The 20893-nt window shown below is 58.9% G+C and carries 19 protein-coding genes; 12 read left to right on the top strand and 7 right to left on the bottom strand.

Going from position 1 to position 20893, the window contains the following annotated elements:
• Positions 1-42 precede the first annotated feature (42 nt).
• Genes BST95_RS18380 through BST95_RS18355 form a run of 6 tightly spaced genes read left to right on the top strand, consistent with a single transcriptional unit; the run spans position 43 to position 5004 of the window.
• The gene (locus BST95_RS18380) at positions 43-582 is read left to right on the top strand and encodes a GspH/FimT family pseudopilin (protein ID WP_084200870.1); all 540 of its coding nucleotides are present in this window, start codon (positions 43-45) and stop codon (positions 580-582) included.
• A gap of 29 nt (positions 583-611) precedes the next feature.
• Positions 612-959, top strand: coding sequence for a hypothetical protein (locus tag BST95_RS18375; protein WP_146004270.1), 348 nt, complete (start codon positions 612-614; stop codon positions 957-959).
• Positions 960-964: 5 nt separating this feature from the next.
• Positions 965-1858 carry a PilW family protein gene (locus tag BST95_RS18370; protein WP_169843996.1) on the top strand — a complete coding sequence of 298 codons (894 nt, stop codon included), beginning with the start codon at positions 965-967 and terminating at the stop codon, positions 1856-1858.
• The gene (locus BST95_RS18365; RefSeq protein ID WP_084200867.1) at positions 1842-2324 is read left to right on the top strand and encodes a hypothetical protein; all 483 of its coding nucleotides are present in this window, start codon (positions 1842-1844) and stop codon (positions 2322-2324) included. Before BST95_RS18370 ends, BST95_RS18365 begins: the two co-directional genes overlap by 17 nt.
• Entirely contained in the window at positions 2321-4570 is a 2250-nt protein-coding gene (locus BST95_RS18360) for a pilus assembly protein (protein ID WP_084200866.1), read from the top strand. The genes BST95_RS18365 and BST95_RS18360 overlap by 4 nt, the downstream gene beginning before the upstream one ends.
• A complete protein-coding gene (locus tag BST95_RS18355) occupies positions 4567-5004 on the top strand; it encodes a type IV pilin protein (protein ID WP_146004269.1) in 438 nt (145 codons plus the stop codon). Before BST95_RS18360 ends, BST95_RS18355 begins: the two co-directional genes overlap by 4 nt.
• Positions 5005-5016: 12 nt before the next feature.
• Here BST95_RS18355 and BST95_RS18350 read toward each other — a convergent pair whose 3' ends face one another.
• Both BST95_RS18350 and BST95_RS18345 read right to left on the bottom strand, forming a co-directional pair.
• Complete coding sequence (locus BST95_RS18350) at positions 5017-6402, bottom strand: sigma-54-dependent transcriptional regulator (protein ID WP_084200864.1); 1386 nt, start codon at positions 6400-6402, stop codon at positions 5017-5019.
• Positions 6403-8022: a sensor histidine kinase gene (locus BST95_RS18345; protein WP_229801917.1), complete on the bottom strand. Its 1620-nt coding sequence runs from the start codon at positions 8020-8022 to the stop codon at positions 6403-6405. It abuts the gene before it with no gap.
• Positions 8023-8157: 135 nt separating this feature from the next.
• Between BST95_RS18345 and BST95_RS18340 the strand changes: the two genes are divergently transcribed.
• Positions 8158-9789 carry an NAD+ synthase gene (locus BST95_RS18340; RefSeq protein WP_084200863.1) on the top strand — a complete coding sequence of 544 codons (1632 nt, stop codon included), beginning with the start codon at positions 8158-8160 and terminating at the stop codon, positions 9787-9789.
• Positions 9790-9827: 38 nt separating this feature from the next.
• Here BST95_RS18340 and BST95_RS18335 read toward each other — a convergent pair whose 3' ends face one another.
• Positions 9828-10694, bottom strand: a complete 867-nt coding sequence (locus tag BST95_RS18335) for an outer membrane protein assembly factor BamD (RefSeq protein ID WP_084200862.1) — start codon at positions 10692-10694, stop codon at positions 9828-9830.
• A 100-nt stretch (positions 10695-10794) separates the two neighbouring features.
• On the opposite strand from BST95_RS18335, the gene rluD reads away from it, so the two are divergent.
• From rluD to clpB, 3 genes are all read left to right on the top strand, one after another.
• Positions 10795-11775, top strand: coding sequence for a 23S rRNA pseudouridine(1911/1915/1917) synthase RluD (rluD, locus tag BST95_RS18330; RefSeq protein ID WP_084200861.1), 981 nt, complete (start codon positions 10795-10797; stop codon positions 11773-11775).
• The gene (pgeF, locus tag BST95_RS18325; protein WP_084200860.1) at positions 11756-12523 is read left to right on the top strand and encodes a peptidoglycan editing factor PgeF; all 768 of its coding nucleotides are present in this window, start codon (positions 11756-11758) and stop codon (positions 12521-12523) included. Before rluD ends, pgeF begins: the two co-directional genes overlap by 20 nt.
• Before the next feature lie 97 nt (positions 12524-12620).
• Positions 12621-15191 (top strand): ATP-dependent chaperone ClpB, encoded by a 2571-nt coding sequence (clpB, locus tag BST95_RS18320; protein WP_084200859.1) that lies wholly within the window; start codon positions 12621-12623, stop codon positions 15189-15191.
• 60 nt (positions 15192-15251) lie between these two features.
• On the opposite strand, the gene BST95_RS18315 is transcribed toward clpB, so the two are convergent.
• Positions 15252-15743, bottom strand: a complete 492-nt coding sequence (locus tag BST95_RS18315) for a DUF4124 domain-containing protein (protein WP_229801918.1) — start codon at positions 15741-15743, stop codon at positions 15252-15254.
• A 462-nt stretch (positions 15744-16205) separates the two neighbouring features.
• On the opposite strand from BST95_RS18315, the gene BST95_RS18310 reads away from it, so the two are divergent.
• Both BST95_RS18310 and ilvN read left to right on the top strand, forming a co-directional pair.
• Entirely contained in the window at positions 16206-17951 is a 1746-nt protein-coding gene (locus tag BST95_RS18310) for an acetolactate synthase 3 large subunit (protein ID WP_084200857.1), read from the top strand.
• A gap of 2 nt (positions 17952-17953) precedes the next feature.
• The gene (gene ilvN / locus BST95_RS18305; protein WP_084200856.1) at positions 17954-18445 is read left to right on the top strand and encodes an acetolactate synthase small subunit; all 492 of its coding nucleotides are present in this window, start codon (positions 17954-17956) and stop codon (positions 18443-18445) included.
• Between the two features lie 24 nt (positions 18446-18469).
• Here ilvN and BST95_RS21075 read toward each other — a convergent pair whose 3' ends face one another.
• The 3 genes from BST95_RS21075 to ilvC are packed head-to-tail and all read right to left on the bottom strand — an operon-like array spanning position 18470 to position 20803.
• Positions 18470-18790: a sterol desaturase family protein gene (locus tag BST95_RS21075; protein ID WP_169843995.1), complete on the bottom strand. Its 321-nt coding sequence runs from the start codon at positions 18788-18790 to the stop codon at positions 18470-18472.
• A 32-nt stretch (positions 18791-18822) separates the two neighbouring features.
• A complete protein-coding gene (locus BST95_RS21070) occupies positions 18823-19272 on the bottom strand; it encodes a sterol desaturase family protein (RefSeq protein WP_084200854.1) in 450 nt (149 codons plus the stop codon).
• 58 nt (positions 19273-19330) lie between these two features.
• Positions 19331-20803 carry a ketol-acid reductoisomerase gene (gene ilvC, locus BST95_RS18290; protein ID WP_084200853.1) on the bottom strand — a complete coding sequence of 491 codons (1473 nt, stop codon included), beginning with the start codon at positions 20801-20803 and terminating at the stop codon, positions 19331-19333.
• Between the last annotated feature and the right edge of the window lie 90 nt (positions 20804-20893).

The raw sequence follows: 20893 nt of genomic DNA, 5'->3' as shown, positions 1-20893 counted from the left end.
GCACCTCCACTGAGCCATGCTTGGCTCAGCGGGAGGTGTATTGTGAAACGGAAATCGCGACCACTGGCTCAGGCCGGATTTACTCTGATCGAGTTGCTCGTCAGCCTCATTATCGTGGCGGTGCTGTTGGCAATATCACTCCCCGGGTTTGAGCGCCTGTCCACGCGCTATCAGATGCGCACCATTGCACTACAGCTTCACAGTGCTATGGAATATGCGAGGGTGGAGTCGATCATTCGCGGAGCGCCGGTTGAACTTTGCCCGCGCGCACCGGAGCCGGGTGTGTGCGGAGAGGACTACCGCCAGGGGTGGGTAGTGCGGGTCGCCTCACCTGGTGCGTCAGAGCTGCTGCGCATTTCGGATTCTCTTGCCTCAGGTATTTCAGTCAGCAATCGACAGGCCAGCCGCCCACTGCATGACGCTGTCCGGTGGCGGCCAGATGGCAGCGCCAATCGGAATGTCAGTTTTCAGCTGTGTGCCAAAGGTGTGAGCGGCAGTGATGCATTCGCCGTCGTACTCTCCCGGGCAGGGCGCAGTCGGGTTGCTCGCGGTGAGGGCCTTTGCCCCGGGGGAGCAGCGTGAACAGGCAGCGCGGGGCCGGACTTTTTGAAGTGAGTATTGCACTCTTGTTGGTGGCGCTTGCGACACTGGGATTGGCCCGAGCTCTGACTACCTCGCGTGAGTTGGGCGCGCTGGCGCAACATCAGATCGACGCTATAAGGGGGCTGCGGACGCTGTTCGAACTCGAGCGTGGTGGGAGCGAGTATGCCGATCTCCAGGGTCTGGTTGTAGTGCCCGGCGCTAAGCGTTGTATTTGGCGTGATTCGGGCACTCTGGAAATTAGCATCGCCTGGCCAGAGACGCCGCAGGCGGCGCAGTCCACATACAGTTGTGCGATACCGACACCGCCAGGTTGGCATCAACTCGCTGTGCAAACGACGCCAGGCACCGGTTGGTAATGCACATGCGTCGCGCCCAGAGTGCGGGCCTGGGCCTGATCGAGTTAATGGTGGCAGTGGCTCTGGGCGCGTTACTTTGCCTGGGCGTTGCCAGCTTGCTGCTGGCCGTGATGCGGCAGTACTGGCATGACGAGCAGCTTGCCATGATGCGTGACAATGGTCGTTACGCTATTCAGCTACTGGAGCGTGAGTTCAGTATGGCGGGCTTTTATGGACATGTCTGGCCCGCGGACGTGAAGCGGGTAATCGACAGTGATGATGGCTGTTACTCCTATCTGCTCGGACCAATGTCCATGTTGGAGCACTTTGATGACCTGGATAGTCACGGTGTAAGCCCTGGGGGTGAGAGTATTCCCGAGGTTTGTCGGCGCGAGAATTATTACCAGCCAGGGAGCGATGCTGTGCTACTGCGCCGGGTACTGGACCATCCGCTGCGCCTGCGCGGAGAGAGCCTCGGCACAGTGACAGACGGAGAAACCTACCTGCAGTCAGGCAATCATGAGCCTCGCCTGTCGCGAGGGGGTGGTGTGTCCCGGGACCTATGGCGTTTTGTGCCATCACTTTGGTTTGTTCGAAATTATTCTGTCAGGCCCGGTGATGATTTGCCAGGGCTGTGTCGCCTGCGATTGTCGCGGACCGCAGCACTCACCGCGCCTATCGAGTGTCTCGTAGAGGGCGTAGAGCAGCTGCAGATTGCGTATGCACTGGATGCGAATGGCGATCGGCGCGCCGACATGTGGAAGAGCACCCCTGATGTGGATCAGTTTCAGCAAACACTGCTTGTGAGCATTCGTCTTGGTATGCGTAGCCCCTTACCGCTATCACTTTCGGGAGATTTTCTCCGCACTGAGATGACGTCTGTTGTGTTGTTGAGAAACAGCGATGCGTGGCGTGGTTAACCCCCTGACTTTGAGGCAGCGCGGTACCGTTCTGATGTTTGCGCTCGTCTATCTTGGTCTATTGGCCATGGCCGTGGCCGCCGTTAGTGAGACCCATCTATTCCAGGTCCGGATTACACCGGCTCTGGAAGCTCGCTTACAGACGCGGCAGAAAGCACTGGGGCTTATCGAACAGTGGCTTACCTGTCTGGGATTGGAAGTGCCCCGCGGTAACCCCGGAACACGCTTCTTAACCATGCCCGGTTGTAGTCACCTTGAGGGGACAGCGAATGAACATGCACAGGCATACCTGAAGATCCTTAGCGATGATGGTGGTATCCCACCTCGACTCGGTGAAGCTAAGGCAAGCAGTGCCATTCATTACGAGGCTGTGCGCTATGAAGTTGTTGTGCGTGCGAGTGTCCCTCCTGCGATCTCCACATTGCACCAGGGGATAGTGGTGTTAGCACCGAGGTCGGATCAATGAGACCACTCTGGGTCTGCCTGGCCATTGTTGTTCTCGTGCAGTCGGCAAGTGCCGATGATGTCGATATTTATCTGCGTGAAATGAAGCGTGATACCGGTGCGCAGGTCGTTGTTGCAGTTGACTGGGCTGGTCTTGAGCAGGCCGGCCTGCTGGGCAAGTTACCCGTTGTACTCACTGATGCCCTGCGCCAGATAGGTCTCTCTGAAGAATGGCCGTGGGGGCCGCCGGCAATTGCTGTGAGTTTGCTGGCGCCCCGCGTTAGCGACTGCGATGGCCAAGTCTGTGACGGTTCGCAGTGGTTGCTGCGCAGTGTCTCTAATTTGCGCGATGAATCTTCACTGCAGGAGCTTGAGACATTCTTGGGGCGTGTCATTGCGACAGGCGTTGCAGCCCAGTTGCCCCGCGAACTGCCGACGGTTTTCGAACGAAGAATCAGCAGCATGTTAGCGAATGAGGCGATCGGTACGCGCTGTGCACCGCCGGTTGTCGTACACATCGGGAGTGAGGATCTGGTCCCGGGTGATGCAGAGATGAGCATTGCAGCCAAACTCTCAACTGGGTGGGTGACTGCGGTGACGAGAGGGGGTGGGCTCAATGCTGTGAGCTTTGCCGGTGTTGGCCTAAGTCCGGGGACGGTGCGCTTTCAACCGTTTTTTCGGCCGTCGCCGTCCAAGTTGTGGATGGGTGGCTTGCGGGTTACTTCAAGCGCTGGCGAGCAATTGATTGATACGGTGCAGGATCAGGCTCTGGGGGCGATAATGCACTCTCAGCCTATTCTTATTGATTACGGGGTGCCAGAGGACGCCCCCGCTCCGTCTGATATGCGCCTCGTTGTCGGCAGTAATACCGGTGCACTATTCATGCTGAAAGTATCTGAAACTGGCCTGCGGACGGATGCGTTGGCGTGGGCTTATGTGCCGCAGGCCTTACACCAACGCACTGACGACAGTGGTCCTGGCCAGTCTGACAAGGCGCGGCTGTACGGGATCGATGGATCACCGACGGTGTATCGTCAAGATCGGAACCGCGATGGCTTCATTGATCCCGAAGCGGGTGACAGGGTCTGGGTGTTTTTTGGTTTGCGACGCGGTGGCGCGGGGGTGTTTGGCATCGACGTCAGCCGCCCGGATTTACCTACGCCACTGTGGGAAATTACGGCAGATACGCCTGAGTTTGAAAATCTGGGGCTGACCTTTTCTGTGCCACAGCTGGTGCACCTGGATTTGGGTGAATCAAGCTTGCGGCCGGCCCTGCTGTTGGGCGGTGGCTACAACTTTGCGCGCGAGAGTGAGGTGACGTCTGCCGTCAAGGGCAATGCTGTCTACCTGATAGATGCCGAATCTGGTGCATTGCTTTGGCGTGCAAGTGGCGCTAGTGAGATAGACGCTGACTTAGCTCCGCCGGGGATGGATAGCGGTTTCGCCGCGCCAGCGGCGGTGCTGGACAGCGACGATAGCGGGGCGACAGATCGCGCCTACATCGCTGATCTGGGAGGGCAGTTATGGCGAATTGATTTTCCCGAGGCCGGCGCAGCATGGACTGGAGAAATCGCTGAACTATTGGCGGAGACGAGCATTCGACGCATCGCACGTCTGGGTTCTGACAGACCTGTTTTTCACCGGGCTGATATTGTCCGCGCCCGCGATGGTCACGGCGACTACGACGGCGTGCTACTGGTATCCGGAGATCGTGCCAGGCCGCTGGATACCGTCAGGGAGAACTTTGCCTATCTGATCAAGGACCGCGGTCAGTCCGGGACGGTCAGCCACACGGAGCTAGTAGACGTGTCAGACATTTGCCGCCAGCCAGCGAGTGAAGAATGTACCGGGGCCGATCTGGAAGCGGGTTGGTCTCTGTCTTTGATGCATGAGGGGGAGAAGGGGTTCTCGGAGGTGCTGACCAGGAGTGGGAAGGTTTTTTTCAGTACCTATACGCCAGCATCGCTACCCCTCGAGCGCTGCGAAAGCGGCCTTGGCCAGGGCCGTTGGTACGCGATCGACTTACACAACGGCGCGCCAGCGCTGCGTGAAGTACTGCGAGCTCGGTCCTGGGATGAGGATGCCACCCTCCCAATGGAGCTTGATCGTAGCTATGTGCTTGGCCATGGAATACCGGGGCGTGTCCTGCCCTACCGTGATGGATTGTTGCTGCCGCAGGCAGGGGAGAACGGTGGCGTGGTTATCGAGCCTGCCGGTGCGCTGCGATGGCGTGCGCACTGGCGTGAGAGCGGATTGGACAGCCGGTGAGACTGCAGCTCGGTTTCTCGCTACTTGAACTGCTCATTGCGCTTGTTATCACGGCCATATTGATGACGATAGCACTACCGGCTTATCGCCACATCCAGATCAGGTCTCATCGCGTGATCGGCATTGCGGTACTGCAGGACTTGGCAGCGCGACAGGAGCGTTTCTGGCTGGAGCACCGTCGCTATGCTCTTTCCCTGGTTGAGTTGGGGTTGGTGGAAGACTATTTCATTGACGGTGGTGCGAATCTCGTCCGCCCCTCACAAGCCGTATACCGAGTCGAATTGAAAATATCGGAGGGAGATTTTCTGGCAGTGGCTGCATGGCCACAAAATGACCAGCGCCTTGACCGCCAGTGCGGTATTCTCACGCTGGGTCGAGACGGCCAGCGCTCAGTGAGTGGTGAGCTGGCAGCGCATCCTCAGCAATGCTGGTAATCCGTGACGGGGCTAATCGTCGAGGCCCAGCTTCTTCAGTCGGTAACGCAGTGAGCGGAAGCTGATTCCCAGCTGTTTTGCAGCAGCTGTCCTATTCCAACGATTCTCTTCCAGCGCGGATGACAATACCTTGCGCTCGATGTCTTCGAGAAAACCTTCAAGGTCGCCGTCTGCGTCGCTGATGTTCCATATTTCGCTCCCGGGCCGATCGGTTTTGCGGGTGCGGGTGCCCGGGCTGCGCATGACCGGCGCGTTACTCGGGAATTGTAAATCATCGCCGGTAATGGTACCGCTGTCCGAGAGGGCGAAAGCGCGTTCCAGCACGTTCTCGAGTTCGCGAACATTGCCGGGGAAATCGTACGATGCCAGAGCGTCCAGAGCGCTGGCATCCAGAGTCGCCTTTGCCGTGCCTTCTTCGCTGGATATCCGTCCGAGTATGGTCTTGGCCAGTGCGGGCAGATCTTCGCGTCGCTCGCGCAGACTGGGCACCTGTACATCAATGACGTTAATTCGATAGTACAGGTCGTTGCGGAAACGCCCGACCTCAACCTCGGCAGCGAGATTCTTGTGAGTGGCGCTCAGCAGGCGAACATCCGTGGGCTGCTCTTCGCTGGCGCCCACCGGGCGCACCGATTTTTCCTGAATGGCGCGCAGCAGTTTGACCTGCATGCCCAGGGGTAGATCGGCCACTTCATCGAGAAACAGCGTGCCGCCCGCTGCCGCCTGGAACAGCCCCGGTTTGTCGCTGGTTGCGCCGGTGAAGCTGCCTTTGACGTGACCAAACAGTTCGCTTTCCATGAGGTCAGGGGGAATAGCGCCGCAGTTAACGGCGACGAAGCTGCCCGCTGCCCGCGGACCGTTATTGTGGATGAGTCGCGCGACAACTTCTTTACCACTACCGGATTCACCGCGGATATGAACCGGGGCCTGGCTGCGGGCAAGCTTGATGATTTGTTTGCGCAGCCTTTCCACTGACGGTGCAGAGCCAATCAGGTCGTGATCGACGGCGCTGTCAGCGCGACTGGTGTCGCCTTCCAGTTGCAGGGCACTGTTGACCAGGTTGCGCAGGGTCTCCAGTTCAATCGGCTTGGAAATAAAATCGAAGGCGCCTGCCTTGAGGGCGGAAATTGCCGTTTCCACGCTGCCATGGGCGGTAATCATCGCCACGGGCATCTGGGGAAAGTCGCGCTGAATATACTCAACCAGGCTGATTCCATTGCCGTCGGGTAGCTTCATGTCAGTCAGGCACAGGTCGGGAACAACCTCGCTGATCCGCGCCTGGGCTTCGCCCAGGCTCGCAGCGCTGTGGGTTTCGAGACCCATGCGGCTCAGGGTGATGTCCAGTAGTTCGCGAATATCAGGTTCGTCGTCAACGATGAGAACGCTTTGCGCTGCCATTTATCGTGCTCGCTGGCTAAGGGAAATGCGAAAACAGCTCGCGCCACTGTCGGTGGGGCGGTAGCTGAGGTTCGCATTGTTGATTTCACACAATTCTTTGCACAGGTACAAGCCCATCCCGCTCCCTTCTGCCACAGTCGTAAAGAAGGGTTCAAAAAGCTTAGCCTGATCAGCCGCCGGCACGCCGGCGCCGTTATCGACAATATCGATAATGCACAGGTGGTTAATGAAGTCGACTTCCACGCTGAGCTGCGCCGTTTCATGGCCGGTAGCCAGCTTGCTGTGGCGCAGCGCGTTGTCCAACAGATTGCTCATGACGCGGCGCAGGTTCTCCGGATCGAATTCGATCAACATGTCTTTAAACTGGCAATCGATAGTAATATCGGCAGGCCGGTTGAGGCTCTTCAGGTAGTCCTTAACATACTCCGTTATCCAGCTGTCCAGCTCAAGATACTCGGGTTTTGGCGGCGCCCTGCGGGAAATCTGCATGACACTCTCGACAATTTCGTTCACCCGCCCACAGTGGTGCTGGACGATGTCTGCCAGACGTTTGTCTGCCGTCGACAAATCATCGGATTCCTGCATGAGCTGTGCTGCATGGCTGATCGCGCCCAGAGGGTTGCGGATCTCATGAGCAATACTGGCAGTCAGGCGGCCCAGCGACGTGAGCTTGAGTGATTGGGCGTACTGGGTGACGGGAGAGTAGTCCTCGACGAAAATCAGCGCCTCACCGTGGGGGCTGGACTGTAGGTCGCGGAAGTTGGCGATCACGGGGGCTGAATCTTCTGCCGGTGAAAACGGCTGTGCGCGGTGCAGGCCCGTCTTGCGCCAGTTCTCGAACTGAAACGCCAGTTCCGGACAGTAGTCGGCGAGGGCGCGCCCCTGTTCCAGCAGCACCGGGCGGTCCGGCACCAGCAGGCTGGAGGCGGCCTTGTTCATCACCCGTACCACACTCTTGTCATCCACCAGCAGAATGCCGGTTTCCATGTGCTGGACAATTTGCTCGTTCAGCCGCTGCAGTTCATACAGGTCACTGGCCCGGTTGCGGGCGAGCTCCTCGGCTCTGCCCAGGCGTTGGGCCACAGCCTGCACCAGCAGGGACACAATAAAAATGAGCGCCCCGATAATGCCCGCCGGGAACAGGGCGTTCATATTGAGCTCGCCGCTATAGGCCAGCCATATCGTATCCAGCAGCAGCGCCATGGCACTGAGTGCGGCAATCAGTGTGGCTATGGTGCGATTGCTGATCAGTACTGCGCTGGCGGCCACCGTGATGACCAGCAAGACCGGCAGGCCGCTGGCGATACCGCCGGAAAAGTCCGACAGCAGGGTGATGGCAATAATATCCAGCACGAACACAGCGAGCATGACCCGCTGGTTCAGGTGACGGGAGAAAAAGCCTGCCAGGGGCACATTGGTCGCTAGATGTGCCAATGCCACCAGGGCATAGAGGGCCGGGTTAAGCGAGCCTACAAGCTGGCGGGTATTGGGGCTGACCAGCATGATGAGCAGCACCACCGACAGCAGCGAACGATAGGCAATATAAATCCTGAACAGGGTCAGGTTCTGTTGCGAGGTCGCTCCCGTGACGGGCTTGGTCAGGATAGCGGGCGGGTTCACGCGATGGCCTGGGCTCAGTAGCTGTTATTAAACTTAGTGTAACAGGCATTGTTGGCCGGGGGGCTGGCTTAAAGGGCTGGTTTTTCGGAAAATAGCGCCCCGTTTGTAGAGACAATGCAGTGAGATGGTAGCCCCATGACAACCCTGAATATCCTGATGGCCCAGATGAATACGCTGGTCGGTGATTTCGATGGCAACACCGAGCGTGTTATCGAGACCGTCCAGCGCGCCGAGCAGGAACACGCTGCGCCTGTGGTGGTTTTTCCTGAGCTGACGCTGAGCGGGTATCCCCCTGAAGACTTGCTGCTGCGGCCCAGTATCGAACTGCGGGTCAATCAGTCACTGGAAAAAATCTGTGCGGCGCTCAGCGGAGATGCCTATGCCGTTATCGGCTACCCCAGAAAAGACGGCGACGCTCTGTACAACGTGGCGGGTGTTGTGCACCGCGGTGAAATCATCGCCGAGTATCGCAAGCAATGTCTGCCCAATTACCAGGTATTTGATGAGAAGCGCTATTTTGAAGCCGGGCATGAGCCCTGCGTTGTTGATATCCATGGCATTCCGGTAGGTCTGTCCATTTGCGAGGATATCTGGGAAGAAGCCCCAACCCTCGATGTCGCCGAGGCCGGCGCCGCCCTGCTGCTCAACCTGAACTCCTCGCCCTACCACCGGGGCAAGCGCTCTGAGCGCTGGGAGCTTATCGCGGCGCGGGCCAAAGCCGCTGGATTCCCGATTGTCTACGTCAATCAGGTCGGCGGCCAGGATGAACTGGTCTTCGACGGTGGTTCATTTGCGGTGAGTGCGGAAGGCGAAGTGGTGGCCGCGGCCCCCAGCTTCGAAGAGGGCGAATACTGGCTGCACTACGATGCAGAACAGGCCGAGGCGCCCTTTAGTGGGGTGTCGGTGGTTGAGCCCCTCGAAGAGATGGAAGCAACCTGGCGCGCGCTGGTACTGGGCGTGCGGGATTACGTTAACAAAAACCGCTTCAAGGGCGTGGTACTGGGCCTGTCCGGCGGTATTGATTCGGCCCTGACACTGGCGGTGGCCGTTGAGGCCCTGGGGCCGGAGCGTGTTGAGGCGGTGATGATGCCCTTCCGTTACACCTCCCAGATGAGTGTTGAGGATGCGGCGGAGCAGTCGCGTACGCTGGGTGTGAGCCACAAGGTGATATCCATCGAACCGATTTACGAGTCGTTCATGGCGGCACTGGCGGATGAATTCGCAGGCGCCGCTGCCGATACCACCGAAGAGAACCTGCAGGCCCGCTGCCGCGGTGTGCTGCTTATGTCGATCTCCAACAAGAAGGGCTACCTGGTGCTCACCACCGGGAACAAGAGCGAAATGGCGGTGGGTTACTCCACCCTCTACGGCGATATGGCCGGTGGCTTCGATGCTCTAAAGGATGTTCCTAAAACGCTCGTGTTTGATTTGTGCCGCTACCGCAATACCCTCGGGCCCTGCATTCCCCAGCGTGTTATCGACCGGCCGCCCTCGGCTGAGCTGGCACCAGACCAGAAAGACGAAGATTCACTGCCGCCCTACGACGTGCTCGACCAGATTCTGGAGATGTACGTTGAGCAGGACATGTCAGCCGAGGCGATCATCGCCAGCGGCATGGACAGGGAACAGGTGCAGCGCGTGTTGCGCATGGTCGACATCAACGAGTACAAGCGCCGTCAGGCCCCGATCGGAGTGCGCATCACCCGGCGTGGGTTTGGTCGAGACCGCCGTTACCCGATTACGTCAGGCTGGCGGATTGGCGAATAATCGCGGGCGCATCTGCCGATGCGCCCCAAGGTAGGGTATTAGCTGTCGCGGGAGTCGAACTGCGGCGGGGTCGGCGGGAAGAACAGGCCGAAGGTGGCTTTGTTAATCCAGTTGCGCTGTAAGCCATCGAGCGTATACACGCTCTTGAACTCACCGTTTTCGTCGATGTTCGGGTGCTCCGGGTAATTCATGGCGAGCACTTCAATCGTGTCTCGTGCCAGGTCGTCCATACCCATCAGGATATAGCCCTGTGCCATCACCGCCAGGCCGTCGGCAACGGCCGGCGTGCGCTGGAAGTTTTCAACCACGTAGCGCCCGCGGTTGGTCGCTGCCAGCCACGCGCCGCGACGGAAGTAGTAGTTGGCCACGAGAATCTCGTGCCGAGCCAGCAGATTGCGCAGGTGTACCATGCGCGCCTTGGCATCGGCGGCGTAGGGGCTGTCCGGGAAGCGCGAGACCAATTGCGCGAACTCGGCAAAGGACTCTTTGGCAGAGGACACATCGCGCTCGGCCGCGTCGGTGGGCAGGAAGCGCGATAGCAGGTCTTCATTGGCAGAGTAAGCCGCCAGCCCCTTCATATAATAGGCGTAATCCACGTTGGGGTGCTGTGGGTGCAGGCGGATAAAGCGATCCGCGGCCTCAACGGCGGCCTCCTGCTCGTAGCCCTGGTAGTGGGCATAGATGATTTCCAGCTGGGCCTGCTCCGCGTAGCGGCCGAACGGGTAGCGCGATTCCAGCGTCTGCAGGCTGCGTACCGCCAGATCCCAGTTGCTGGCCCTCAGGTAGCGTTGAGCCTGCTCGTAGATTTGTTGCTCGCCTGTATCGGCAGCAATTTCAGGGGTTTCGTCGTTGCCCGCGCAGCCAACAATAGCCAGGCTGAGCAGCAGGACCAGGGCGTATTTCAAAGATCTCACCGGTGTTATTTCCTTCGGCGTGCTACCATGCACGCCTTAATCAAGGCGGCTATTTAACCACAGCCCGAAAGCGGCATAAACAGGAAAAGTCATGGGCGAAAGAATCCAGATATCGGCATCGGTGCCGGCTGAGATGGACGGCGACAGGCTGGACCAGGTGGCCGCGCGTCTCTTTCCAGACTATTCCCGCTCGCGCCTGCAGGCGTGGATCAAAAAAGGCGAACTGCTCGCCGATGGCAAGCAGCTGCGAACCCGTGAAAAGGTAGTCGAGGGCATGGAGCTGTCTATCGATACCGAGCCTGAGGAAGTCGTAGGCTGGCAGGCGCAGGATATCGCCCTGGATGTCATCTACGAAGACGAGCACATCATCGTTATCAACAAGCCCGCGGGTCTGGTGGTCCACCCGGCCGCCGGGCATGCCGACGGTACCCTGGTCAATGCCCTGTTGGCCCATGCGCCGCAGATGGCGCAGCTGCCCCGGGGCGGTATTGTCCACCGCCTCGACATGGAGACCTCGGGCATTATGGTGGCCGCCAAAAGCCTGCTCGCCCACGGCGACCTGGTTGCTCAGCTACAGGAGCGCACCGTCAGGCGCGAGTACTGTGCGGTGTGCATTGGCGTGATGACCGGCGGTGGGACCGTCAACGAGCCGATGGGTCGTCACCCCAAACAGCGCAAGAAAATGGCAGTGCTGGCGGTTGGCGGTAAACCCGCCATTACCCACTACCGTGTGGAGAAGCGCTTCGGCCATCACACCAGCATCGCGGTCAATCTGGAAACCGGGCGCACTCACCAGATCCGCGTGCACATGGCGCATCGTCACTACCCGCTGGTGGGCGACCCTACCTACGGTGGCCGCCCGCGTATTCCCAAAGGGGCATCGACCGAACTGGTTGAAGTATTGCGCGGCTTTCCTCGCCAGGCGTTACACGCCCGGGCGCTGGGCCTGTTTCATCCCGAAACCGGTGAAGAGGTGCATTTTGAGTGCCCGCTGCCTGAAGACATGGAGCAGCTGCTGGCAGTGCTCGAACGCGAAGACCCGGTTATCGCCAGTGACGATCCCCTGTATTGAGCCCGACTGGCCGGCGCCGCCCCGGGTAAGGGCGCTATCCACAACCCGGGCCGGAGGCGTCAGCATCGGCCCTTATCAGGGATTGAACCTGGGACAGCATGTGGGAGATGACCCCGCCGCTGTCGACGCCAATCGCGCCCTGGTTCGGGCGCATCTCGGTGGCGCGCAGCTACAGTGGCTGCAACAGGTTCATGGCACCGCTGTGGTGTTGGCCGGAAACCAATTTCTCCCTGAAGCGGATGCCAGCTGGGCAGCGACACCTGATTACGCCTGCGCCGTCATGACAGCCGATTGCCTCCCGGTATTGTTCTGCGACGAGGCCGGTACGCGGGTGGCTGCTGCGCATGCCGGCTGGCGCGGGCTGTGTGCGGGCGTTCTCGAGGCAACGGTGGCATCCATGGACTGCGCGCCCGAACGGACTCTGGCCTGGCTGGGGCCCGCCATCGGCCCGCGGGCATTTGAGGTTGGCCCGGAGGTCAAGGCGGCCTTTGTGGCGGCCGATAATAAACTGCCCCTTCGCGTCGCCGGTGAGGCTGGCAGCGCTGCGTGTTTCGTACCCAGTGAGGGGCGCCAGGGCGCGTTCATGGCCGATTTGTACGCGCTGGCGCGTCATCGCTTGCGTGTGGCGGGTGTGCAGCAGCTCTTTGGCGGGGATTTCTGCACCTTCAGCGACGGCGCGCGCTTTTTCTCCTATCGGCGCGACGGCCAAACCGGCCGGATGGCCAGCTTAATCTGGTTGTCGGATTGAATCTCCCCCCTTGAAGTCGGGTTATTTGGCCCAATATAACCCCCCCCAAGAGACAAATTTTGCCGGGGAGAATGCCCCGGGAAGGAGACTTCACACAATGCGTATGGACAAACTGACCAACCAGCTGCAGTCCGCGCTGGCGGACGCTCAGTCACTGGCACTGGGTAAGGATCATAACTTTATTGAACCCGTACACCTGCTCAGCGCGCTGCTGGAGCAGAGCGGTGGTTCCGCGCGCCCGTTGCTGCATAAGGCGGGTGCAGAGCTCACCGCTTTGCGAGCCGAGGTACACGCAGCGGTCGACGCGCTGCCCACGGTAAGCGGCGCCGCCGGTGAGGTGCACGTTTCCCAGGATCTGGGTCGCATACTGAACGTCACGGATAAGCTCGCACAGCAGGGCGGGGATGCCTATATCTCCAGTGAGCTGGTGCTGCTGGCTATGCTTGAGAGCAAGAACCGCGCCGGTGAATTGCTCAAACAAAGCGGTGTGACCGCAGCAGCACTGAAAACAGCGATTGAGGACGTGCGCGGCGGCGAGGCCGTGAGCAACCCTGAGGCCGAAGAGGCCCGTCAGGCCCTCGACAAGTTCACCATCGATCTCACCGAGCGTGCCGAATTGGGCAAACTCGATCCGGTGATTGGCCGCGACGATGAAATTCGCCGCACCATTCAGGTGCTGCAGCGTCGCACCAAGAACAACCCTGTGCTTATCGGCGAACCGGGGGTGGGTAAAACCGCCATCATCGAAGGCCTGGCGCAGCGTGTCATTAACGGTGAGGTGCCGGAGGGTCTCAAGGACAAGCGTATTTTGTCATTGGATCTCGGGGCGCTTCTGGCTGGCGCTAAATTCCGCGGTGAATTTGAGGAGCGCCTCAAGGCAGTACTCAATGAGCTCTCCAAGCAGGAAGGGCGCATCATTCTGTTTATCGATGAGCTGCACACCATGGTAGGTGCCGGTAAGGCCGAGGGCTCCATGGATGCGGGCAATATGCTTAAGCCTGCGCTGGCTCGCGGTGAATTGCACTGCGTGGGTGCGACGACGCTGGATGAATACCGGCATTACGTGGAGAAGGATGCGGCCCTTGAGCGGCGTTTCCAGAAGGTGTTGGTCGATGAGCCCAACGAGGAAGACACCATTGCCATTCTGCGTGGCCTGAAAGAGCGTTATGAGGTGCACCATGGTGTTGATATTACCGACAGTGCAATCATCGCCGCAGCCAAGTTGTCGCAGCGTTACATCACCGATCGACAATTGCCGGACAAGGCAATTGATCTTGTAGACGAGGCGGCCAGCCGCATCCGAATGGAGATTGATTCCAAGCCCGAATCCATGGACCGCCTCGAGCGGCGCCTGATTCAGCTGAAGATCGAGCGTGAGGCTGTGGCCAAGGACGAGTCTGCCAAGGAGCAGGTCAAGCATCTGGATGAGCAAATCGAGCTGGTTGAGCGAGAGTTCTCTGATCTCGAGGAAATCTGGAAGGCCGAGAAAGCGTCCTTGCAGGGCAGTGCCCAGATCAAGTCGGACCTGGAGCAGGTCAAGCTGGAGCTTGAAGCGGCGCGTCGCGCCGGAGACCTGACGCGCATGTCCGAGTTGCAGTACGGCAAGTTGCCTGAACTGGAAAAGCGACTCGAGCAGGCCGATGAGGCGGAGACCGTGGAGCGCACGTTGCTGCGCAACAAGGTGACTGAGGAAGAAGTCGCGGAAGTGGTGTCGCGCTGGACGGGTATTCCCATCTCCAAGATGCTCGAGGGCGACCGTGAGAAGTTATTGCGCATGGAAGAGGCGCTGCACAATCGCGTCGTCGGTCAGGATGAGGCTGTGGTGGCAGTGTCTAACGCTGTGCGTCGCTCTAGGGCGGGGCTCTCGGACCCGAATCGTCCTAATGGCTCGTTTCTGTTCCTCGGCCCCACCGGCGTGGGTAAAACCGAGTTGTGTAAGGCGTTGGCAGAGTTTCTGTTTGATTCTGAGCAGGCCATGGTGCGGATCGATATGTCCGAATTCATGGAAAAGCACTCTGTTGCTCGTCTGATCGGCGCGCCTCCCGGGTATGTGGGTTATGAGGAAGGCGGCTATCTGACCGAGGCTGTGCGCCGCCGTCCATACTCGCTGTTGCTGTTGGACGAGGTGGAGAAGGCGCATCCGGATGTGTTCAATATTCTCCTGCAGGTGTTGGAGGACGGTCGCCTGACTGATGGCCAGGGTCGTACGGTCGATTTTCGTAATACCGTAGTAGTGATGACCTCCAACCTGGGCTCGGAGTTTATCCAGGAGATGGCCGGCGACGAGAACTACGACGCCATCAAGGCGGCCGTCATGGGCGCGGTGGGCAACCACTTCCGTCCGGAGTTCATCAATCGTGTGGATGAGTCGGTGGTATTCCACCCACTGCAGCAAAGCCAGATCCGCGGTATTGCTGATATTCAGCTGCGCGGCCTTGAGGCGCGTCTGGCCGAGCGGGAACTCTCGCTGGATATTTCAGAGGCGTTCATGGAGTACCTCGTAGCTGCGGGCTTCGATCCTGTGTACGGCGCGCGCCCGCTGAAGCGAGCCATTCAGCAGGAGCTGGAGAATCCGCTTGCACAGCGAATTCTGGCCGGAGAGTATGCCCCTGGGCAGACGATTGCGGTGGATTACGACGGCGAGCAGGCGAGCTTCGACGCTCGCTAGTCGGTTCCCGAAAATGAAAAAGGCCCCGCTAGGGGCCTTTTTTTTGCCGGTGCTTTGGCGCTAGCAGTTCTGGTCGATTACCGCCTGGGCGCGGGTCATCTGGTCGGCTTTTTCTTCTTCGCTCAGGAAACGGAACTCGCCGTTCTCATCGCGCAGTCGAATGCGACCGCCGTTCTGCAGTGTCGCCAGGTTCTCCTGGGCGCGAGCGCACACCTCGGCGCTCTTCTTGGGTGCAGTTTCTTCCTTGGGGAAGGTTTCAAATTCGTTGCCAGGCTCGGGGGTCGTATCCAGTGGTACGGCGCCTTCATCGCCCTCGACGCGTCGGATATCGTACGATTTAGTGGACACAACTTCGTACTCCGTGCCCTTCGGCGGTGGCCGGTCGCTGTGGTAAACATTGCCGCGGTCGTCCTTCCAGCGGTAGTAGGTCTGGCCGGCGGCCATGCTGAGACTACTGGCGAGCATGCCTGCAGCGGTGGCAAGCACAATGGCTTTGGGAATAAACGAGGTCACGGTGCCCCCTTGGCTCCTGTGGGTCGATTCCTGAAACATATCCAAATTCCCGCGGGGGAGCAATCCCGCATTATTCACAGAACAAATACCATCCATCGCCGCCTGCGGTTGACTTTGCAGCCGGTTCTGCCAAGATTCCCCCGTCTTACAGATGGCAACGGCTAACGGCGAGTACCCTCGTCCCCTGGCCTACTGGCGTGATCCGATTATTTATGTCAGCTGTTTGTGAGTCCCGTATTCAGTCGCACAGTACCTGTGCGATTGAGGGCCAGACACTGCGCTACCCCGCAGGGCGACCGATACACGGGCTTCGTGGTCGATTTTTCCCTGGAGGAGCGTCTCCTCAGGGGGCGTTTGCGAAGTGTATCGAGCTGATAAAGGGGGTGGCGTGGAAAGTCGAATACCGGTTCCTGGTATTCGTTCTCGACATGTCCACACAAACTGAAGCAATGCACCGGCGAGGGTTACGCGTCGGGCAGCGTTTATTTTTGGAGATTTGCTGTGGAACTCTTATCCGGCGGTGAAATGATTGTCCGCGCCCTGGAAGACGAGGGCGTTGAGTACGTGTTCGGTTATCCGGGCGGTGCTGTACTGCACATTTACGATGCCATGTTCAAGGAGAACAAGGTCCCTCATGTCCTGGTGCGCCACGAACAGGCGGCTACCCATGCGGCTGACGCCTACGCCCGAGCCACCGGTAAGCCAGGCGTGGTGCTGGTGACCTCAGGTCCCGGCGCTACCAATGCGATTACCGGTATCGCGACTGCGTACATGGATTCCATTCCCATGGTGGTACTGTCCGGCCAGGTACAGAGCCACTTGATTGGCGAAGATGCGTTCCAGGAAACCGACATGGTCGGTATTTCCCGCCCAATCGTGAAGCACAGCTTTATGGTGCGCAAAGCCGAAGACATTCCCGGCATGATTAAAAAGGCCTTCCATATCGCCTCTACCGGCCGCCCCGGCCCAGTTGTGATCGATATCCCCAAGGATGTCACCCGGCCTGATGAAAAATTCGAGTACCAGTACCCCGAAGCGGTGAAGATGCGCTCCTATGCGCCCGCACAGCGCGGTCACACTGGCCAGATCAAAAAAGCGGTACGTATGCTCTTGGGCGCCAAGCGTCCCATGATTTACGCCGGCGGCGGTGTGGTGCAGGGCGAGGGTAGCGAATTGCTTACACGCCTGGCGAAAATGCTCAATTACCCAGTGACCAATACCCTAATGGGGCTCGGTGCTTATCCGGGAACGGATCGCCAGTTCCTGGGCATGCTGGGCATGCACGGCTTCTATGAGGCCAACATGGCAATGCATTACTCCGATGTGATCCTCGCCGTAGGCGCGCGGTTTGATGATCGGGTGACCAATACTGTGGCAAAGTTTTGCCCGGGCGCGAAAATCATTCATATCGATGTCGACCCGGCGTCGATTTCCAAGACTGTACAGGCAGATATTCCGATCGTGGGGCCGGTGCAATCGGTGCTCACCGAAATGATCGCCCAGATCGAGCAAGTTCAGGAGAAAGATGCGGACCTTCCCGATGCAGGTGCGCTGGCGAGCTGGTGGGAGCAGATCGATGATTGGCGCGCCAATCACGGCCTAATGACCGGCCGTCGCTATCGCGAGAGCGATATGATCATGCCTCAGCAGGTGATTGAGAGCCTGTTCCGGGCCACGAACGGCGATGCCTATGTCACGTCAGACGTGGGGCAGCACCAGATGTTCGCAGCGCAGTACTATCCGTTCGACAAGCCGCGTCGCTGGATTAACTCCGGTGGCCTGGGAACGATGGGTTTTGGTCTGCCTGCCGCTATCGGTGTAAAGCTCGCGTTTCCCGATGCTGACGTGGCCTGTGTCACAGGTGAGGGCAGTATCCAGATGAACATCCAGGAGTTGTCTACAGCGACCCACTACAACGCGCCAGTGAAGGTCATCAACCTGCGTAACAACTACCTCGGTATGGTGAAGCAGTGGCAGGACATGCAGTACGAAAGCCGTTACTCGCAGGTGACCTATGCAGATTCGCTGCCCGACTTCGTCAAGTTGATGGAGGCCTATGGCCACGTGGGTATTCAGGTCACTCGCCTGGAGGATCTGGACGACGCGATGAAAGAGGCCTTTGCCCTCAAAGATCGCACCGTATTCCTCGACGTGCTCATCGACCGGATGGAACACGTGTACCCGATGCACATTGCCCCGGAAGGCTCCATGAAAGATATGTGGCTTTCCAAGAACGAGAGGACCTGATCATGCGACGCATCTTATCAATGCTCATGGAAAACGAGCCTGGTGCGCTGTCTCGCGTGGTGGGTCTGTTTTCGCAACGTGGTTACAACATCGAGACCCTGAACGTGGCGCCGACGGATGACTCGACCTTGTCCCGTCTGACGCTCACCACCGTGGGTGACGATCTGCACATCGAGCAGGTCACCAAGCAGCTCAACAAGCTGGTAGACGTGGTCAAGGTGGTTGACCTCACCGAGGGTGCTCACGTGGAACGTGACCTGATGCTGATCAAGGTTCGCGCGACCGGTGCAGCCCGTGATGAGGTTAAGCGCACCACAGATATCTTCCGTGGCCAGATCGTGGACGTAGGCCCAAACGTTTACACCATTCAATTGGTGGGTACGTCAGACAAGCTGGATTCCTTTGTCGCCGCCATGGTCGACGTGGATATTCTCGAGGTCGTTCGTTCCGGTGTGGCAGGCATTGCCCGCGGCGAAAAAGTACTCTCTCTGTAAACTGCGCGCGGCGGGTAGCCGCGCTCAGACTTCCGGCGTCCGCAAGGGCGCCACAATCATCTGATCGAGCCGGCTGTCCCTGGTCTGGCGCATATACTCCAGTACCAACTCCATGTCCTGCTGCTCGTTCACCGGCCGCGTTCTGGCGGTGCCGAACAGGTAGTCGAACCAGGGCACCACACTGCCGTAGTTGCTGTTGGTGAACGATTGTTCTGAACAGTGGTGCACACGGTGAAAATCTGGCGTGAGAATAATACGGCGCAATATCTTCTGCGCAGTGGCCGGTATTTCCACGTTGCTGTGGCTGAAGACGGTTGCAGATATGCTGAACAGGTGCACAGCCATGGCGACCTCCATGGGTGCCCCCATGAACAGCGCTACGGGGCGAAGATGGGTAATGTGGCCAGTGCTTCGACCGGATGGTGACGGAAACTGGTGGTGACATCGATATCGGTATCAGTGTGATGCACCGCATGCAGACGCCACAGCAGGGGGAAGCGATGAAAGGTGTAATGCACCCAGTAGTTGATGAACTCAATCACCAGCAGCAAGAGTAGGCCGCTCAACGCCGGACCAGAGCCCAGCCGTGCCAGCAGCCCGAATTCATTGAGATGACTCCAGCCCGCCAGCCAGGTGATGAACAACGTGCCCAGCAAGAGATTGAGATACCAGGTCAGGCCGCTGAGACCGAGGTTGTTCAGCCAGCGCCAGGCGGTGTGTGGGCCAGGTTCGCGTCGCGGCGCGAACGTCTCGGCGGCAATACACAGGGCGAAGATCAAGGCGGTGGCAATGTAAGCCAGTTGGCTGTAGCTGTCTGTGGGTATCATGCATTGATGGTACACAAAAAAAAGGGCCCGAAGGCCCCTTTGAACGCATCTTGTAGTGTTACACGATTCGTTTCATGGCGGTCATGTAGCCACGCAGTTCTTCGCCGATGACTTCAACCGGGTGGGTGCGGATGGCTTTGTTGACGGCGATCAACTCCTGGTTGTCGACGCCGGTTTCACCGGCAATGCCCTTGCCGATAACATCGGTATCGATCTTGGTCATAAAGTCTGCCAGCAGCGGACGACAGGCGTGGTCGAAGAGGTAGCAACCGTATTCGGCGGTGTCGGAGATCACCACGTTCATCTCATAGAGCTTCTTGCGGGCAATGGTGTTGGCGATCAGCGGCGTTTCATGCAGTGACTCATAGTATGCAGATTCTTCCTTAATGCCTGCCTGAACCATGACTTCAAAGGCCAGCTCTACCCCGGCTTTGCACATGGCGACCAGCAGAATGCCGTGGTCGTAGTACTCCTGCTCGGGAATGTCCTGGTCCGTGTTCTCCTGCTTCTCGAACGCGGTGTCCTGGGTGGCGGCGCGCCAGCCCAGCAGGTTGGCGTCGTCGTTGGCCCAGTCGGCCATCATGGTGCTGGAGAATTCACCGGACATAATGTCATCCTGATGCTTCTCGTACAGCGGACGCATGATGTCCTTGAGTTCTTCCGCCAGGTGGAAACAGCGAATCTTGGCGGGGTTGCTCAGGCGATCCATCATGTTGGTAATGCCGCCGTGCTTGAGGCCTTCGGTGACAGTTTCCCAGCCATACTGGATCAGTTTGGAGGCGTAGCCGGGGTCGATACCTTTTTCTACCATCTTGTCGAAAGACAGAATGGCGCCTGTCTGCAGCATGCCGCAAAGAATGGTCTGCTCGCCCATCAGGTCGGACTTCACTTCCGCAATCGGTGAAGATTCGAGAACACCTGCGCGGTCGCCGCCGGTGCCTGAGGCCAGTGCCTTGGCGATGTCCATGCCTTCGCCCTTGGGGTCGTTCTCGCGGTGAACCGCAATCAGGGTGGGAACGCCAAAGCCGCGCTTGTATTCTTCGCGGACCTCAGTGCCGGGGCATTTGGGGCACATCATGACAACGGTCAGGTCCTTGCGGATCTGCATGCCTTCTTCAACCAGATTAAAGCCGTGGGCGTAGTCCAGGCACGCGCCTTCTTTCATCAGCGGCATGACGGCGGTGACAACGGCGGTGTGTTGCTTGTCCGGGGTGAGGTTCATCACCACGTCTGCCGTGGGAATGAGTTCTTCGTAGGTGCCCACGGTAAAGCCATTCTCGGAGGCATTTTTCCAGGACTGGCGCTGCTCGCTGATGGCGCTTTCACGCAGGGCATAGGAGACATCCAGGCCGGAGTCGCGCAGGTTCAGGCCCTGGTTGAGGCCCTGTGCACCACAGCCGACGATGACGATTTTCTTGCCCTTGAGATAGTCGCAGCCGTTGGCGAATTCGCTGCGGTCCATAAAGCGGCACTTGCCCAGTTCTTCCAGCTGCAGGCGCAGTGGAAGGGTGTTGAAGTAGTTCTGTCCCATGGGAATCTCCTGTAGGGGTGTTCAAAGCCTGCGCAGAATACGCATTTCTAATACTTGCGTAAAACGCTGAATAGGTAATACTGTGTTGCA

The sequence above is a fragment of the Halioglobus japonicus genome (genome assembly GCF_001983995.1).
Lineage (GTDB): Bacteria > Pseudomonadota > Gammaproteobacteria > Pseudomonadales > Halieaceae > Halioglobus > Halioglobus japonicus.
Note: the sequence above shows the minus strand (reverse complement) of the source record. Positions and strands in the feature narration are given on the sequence as shown.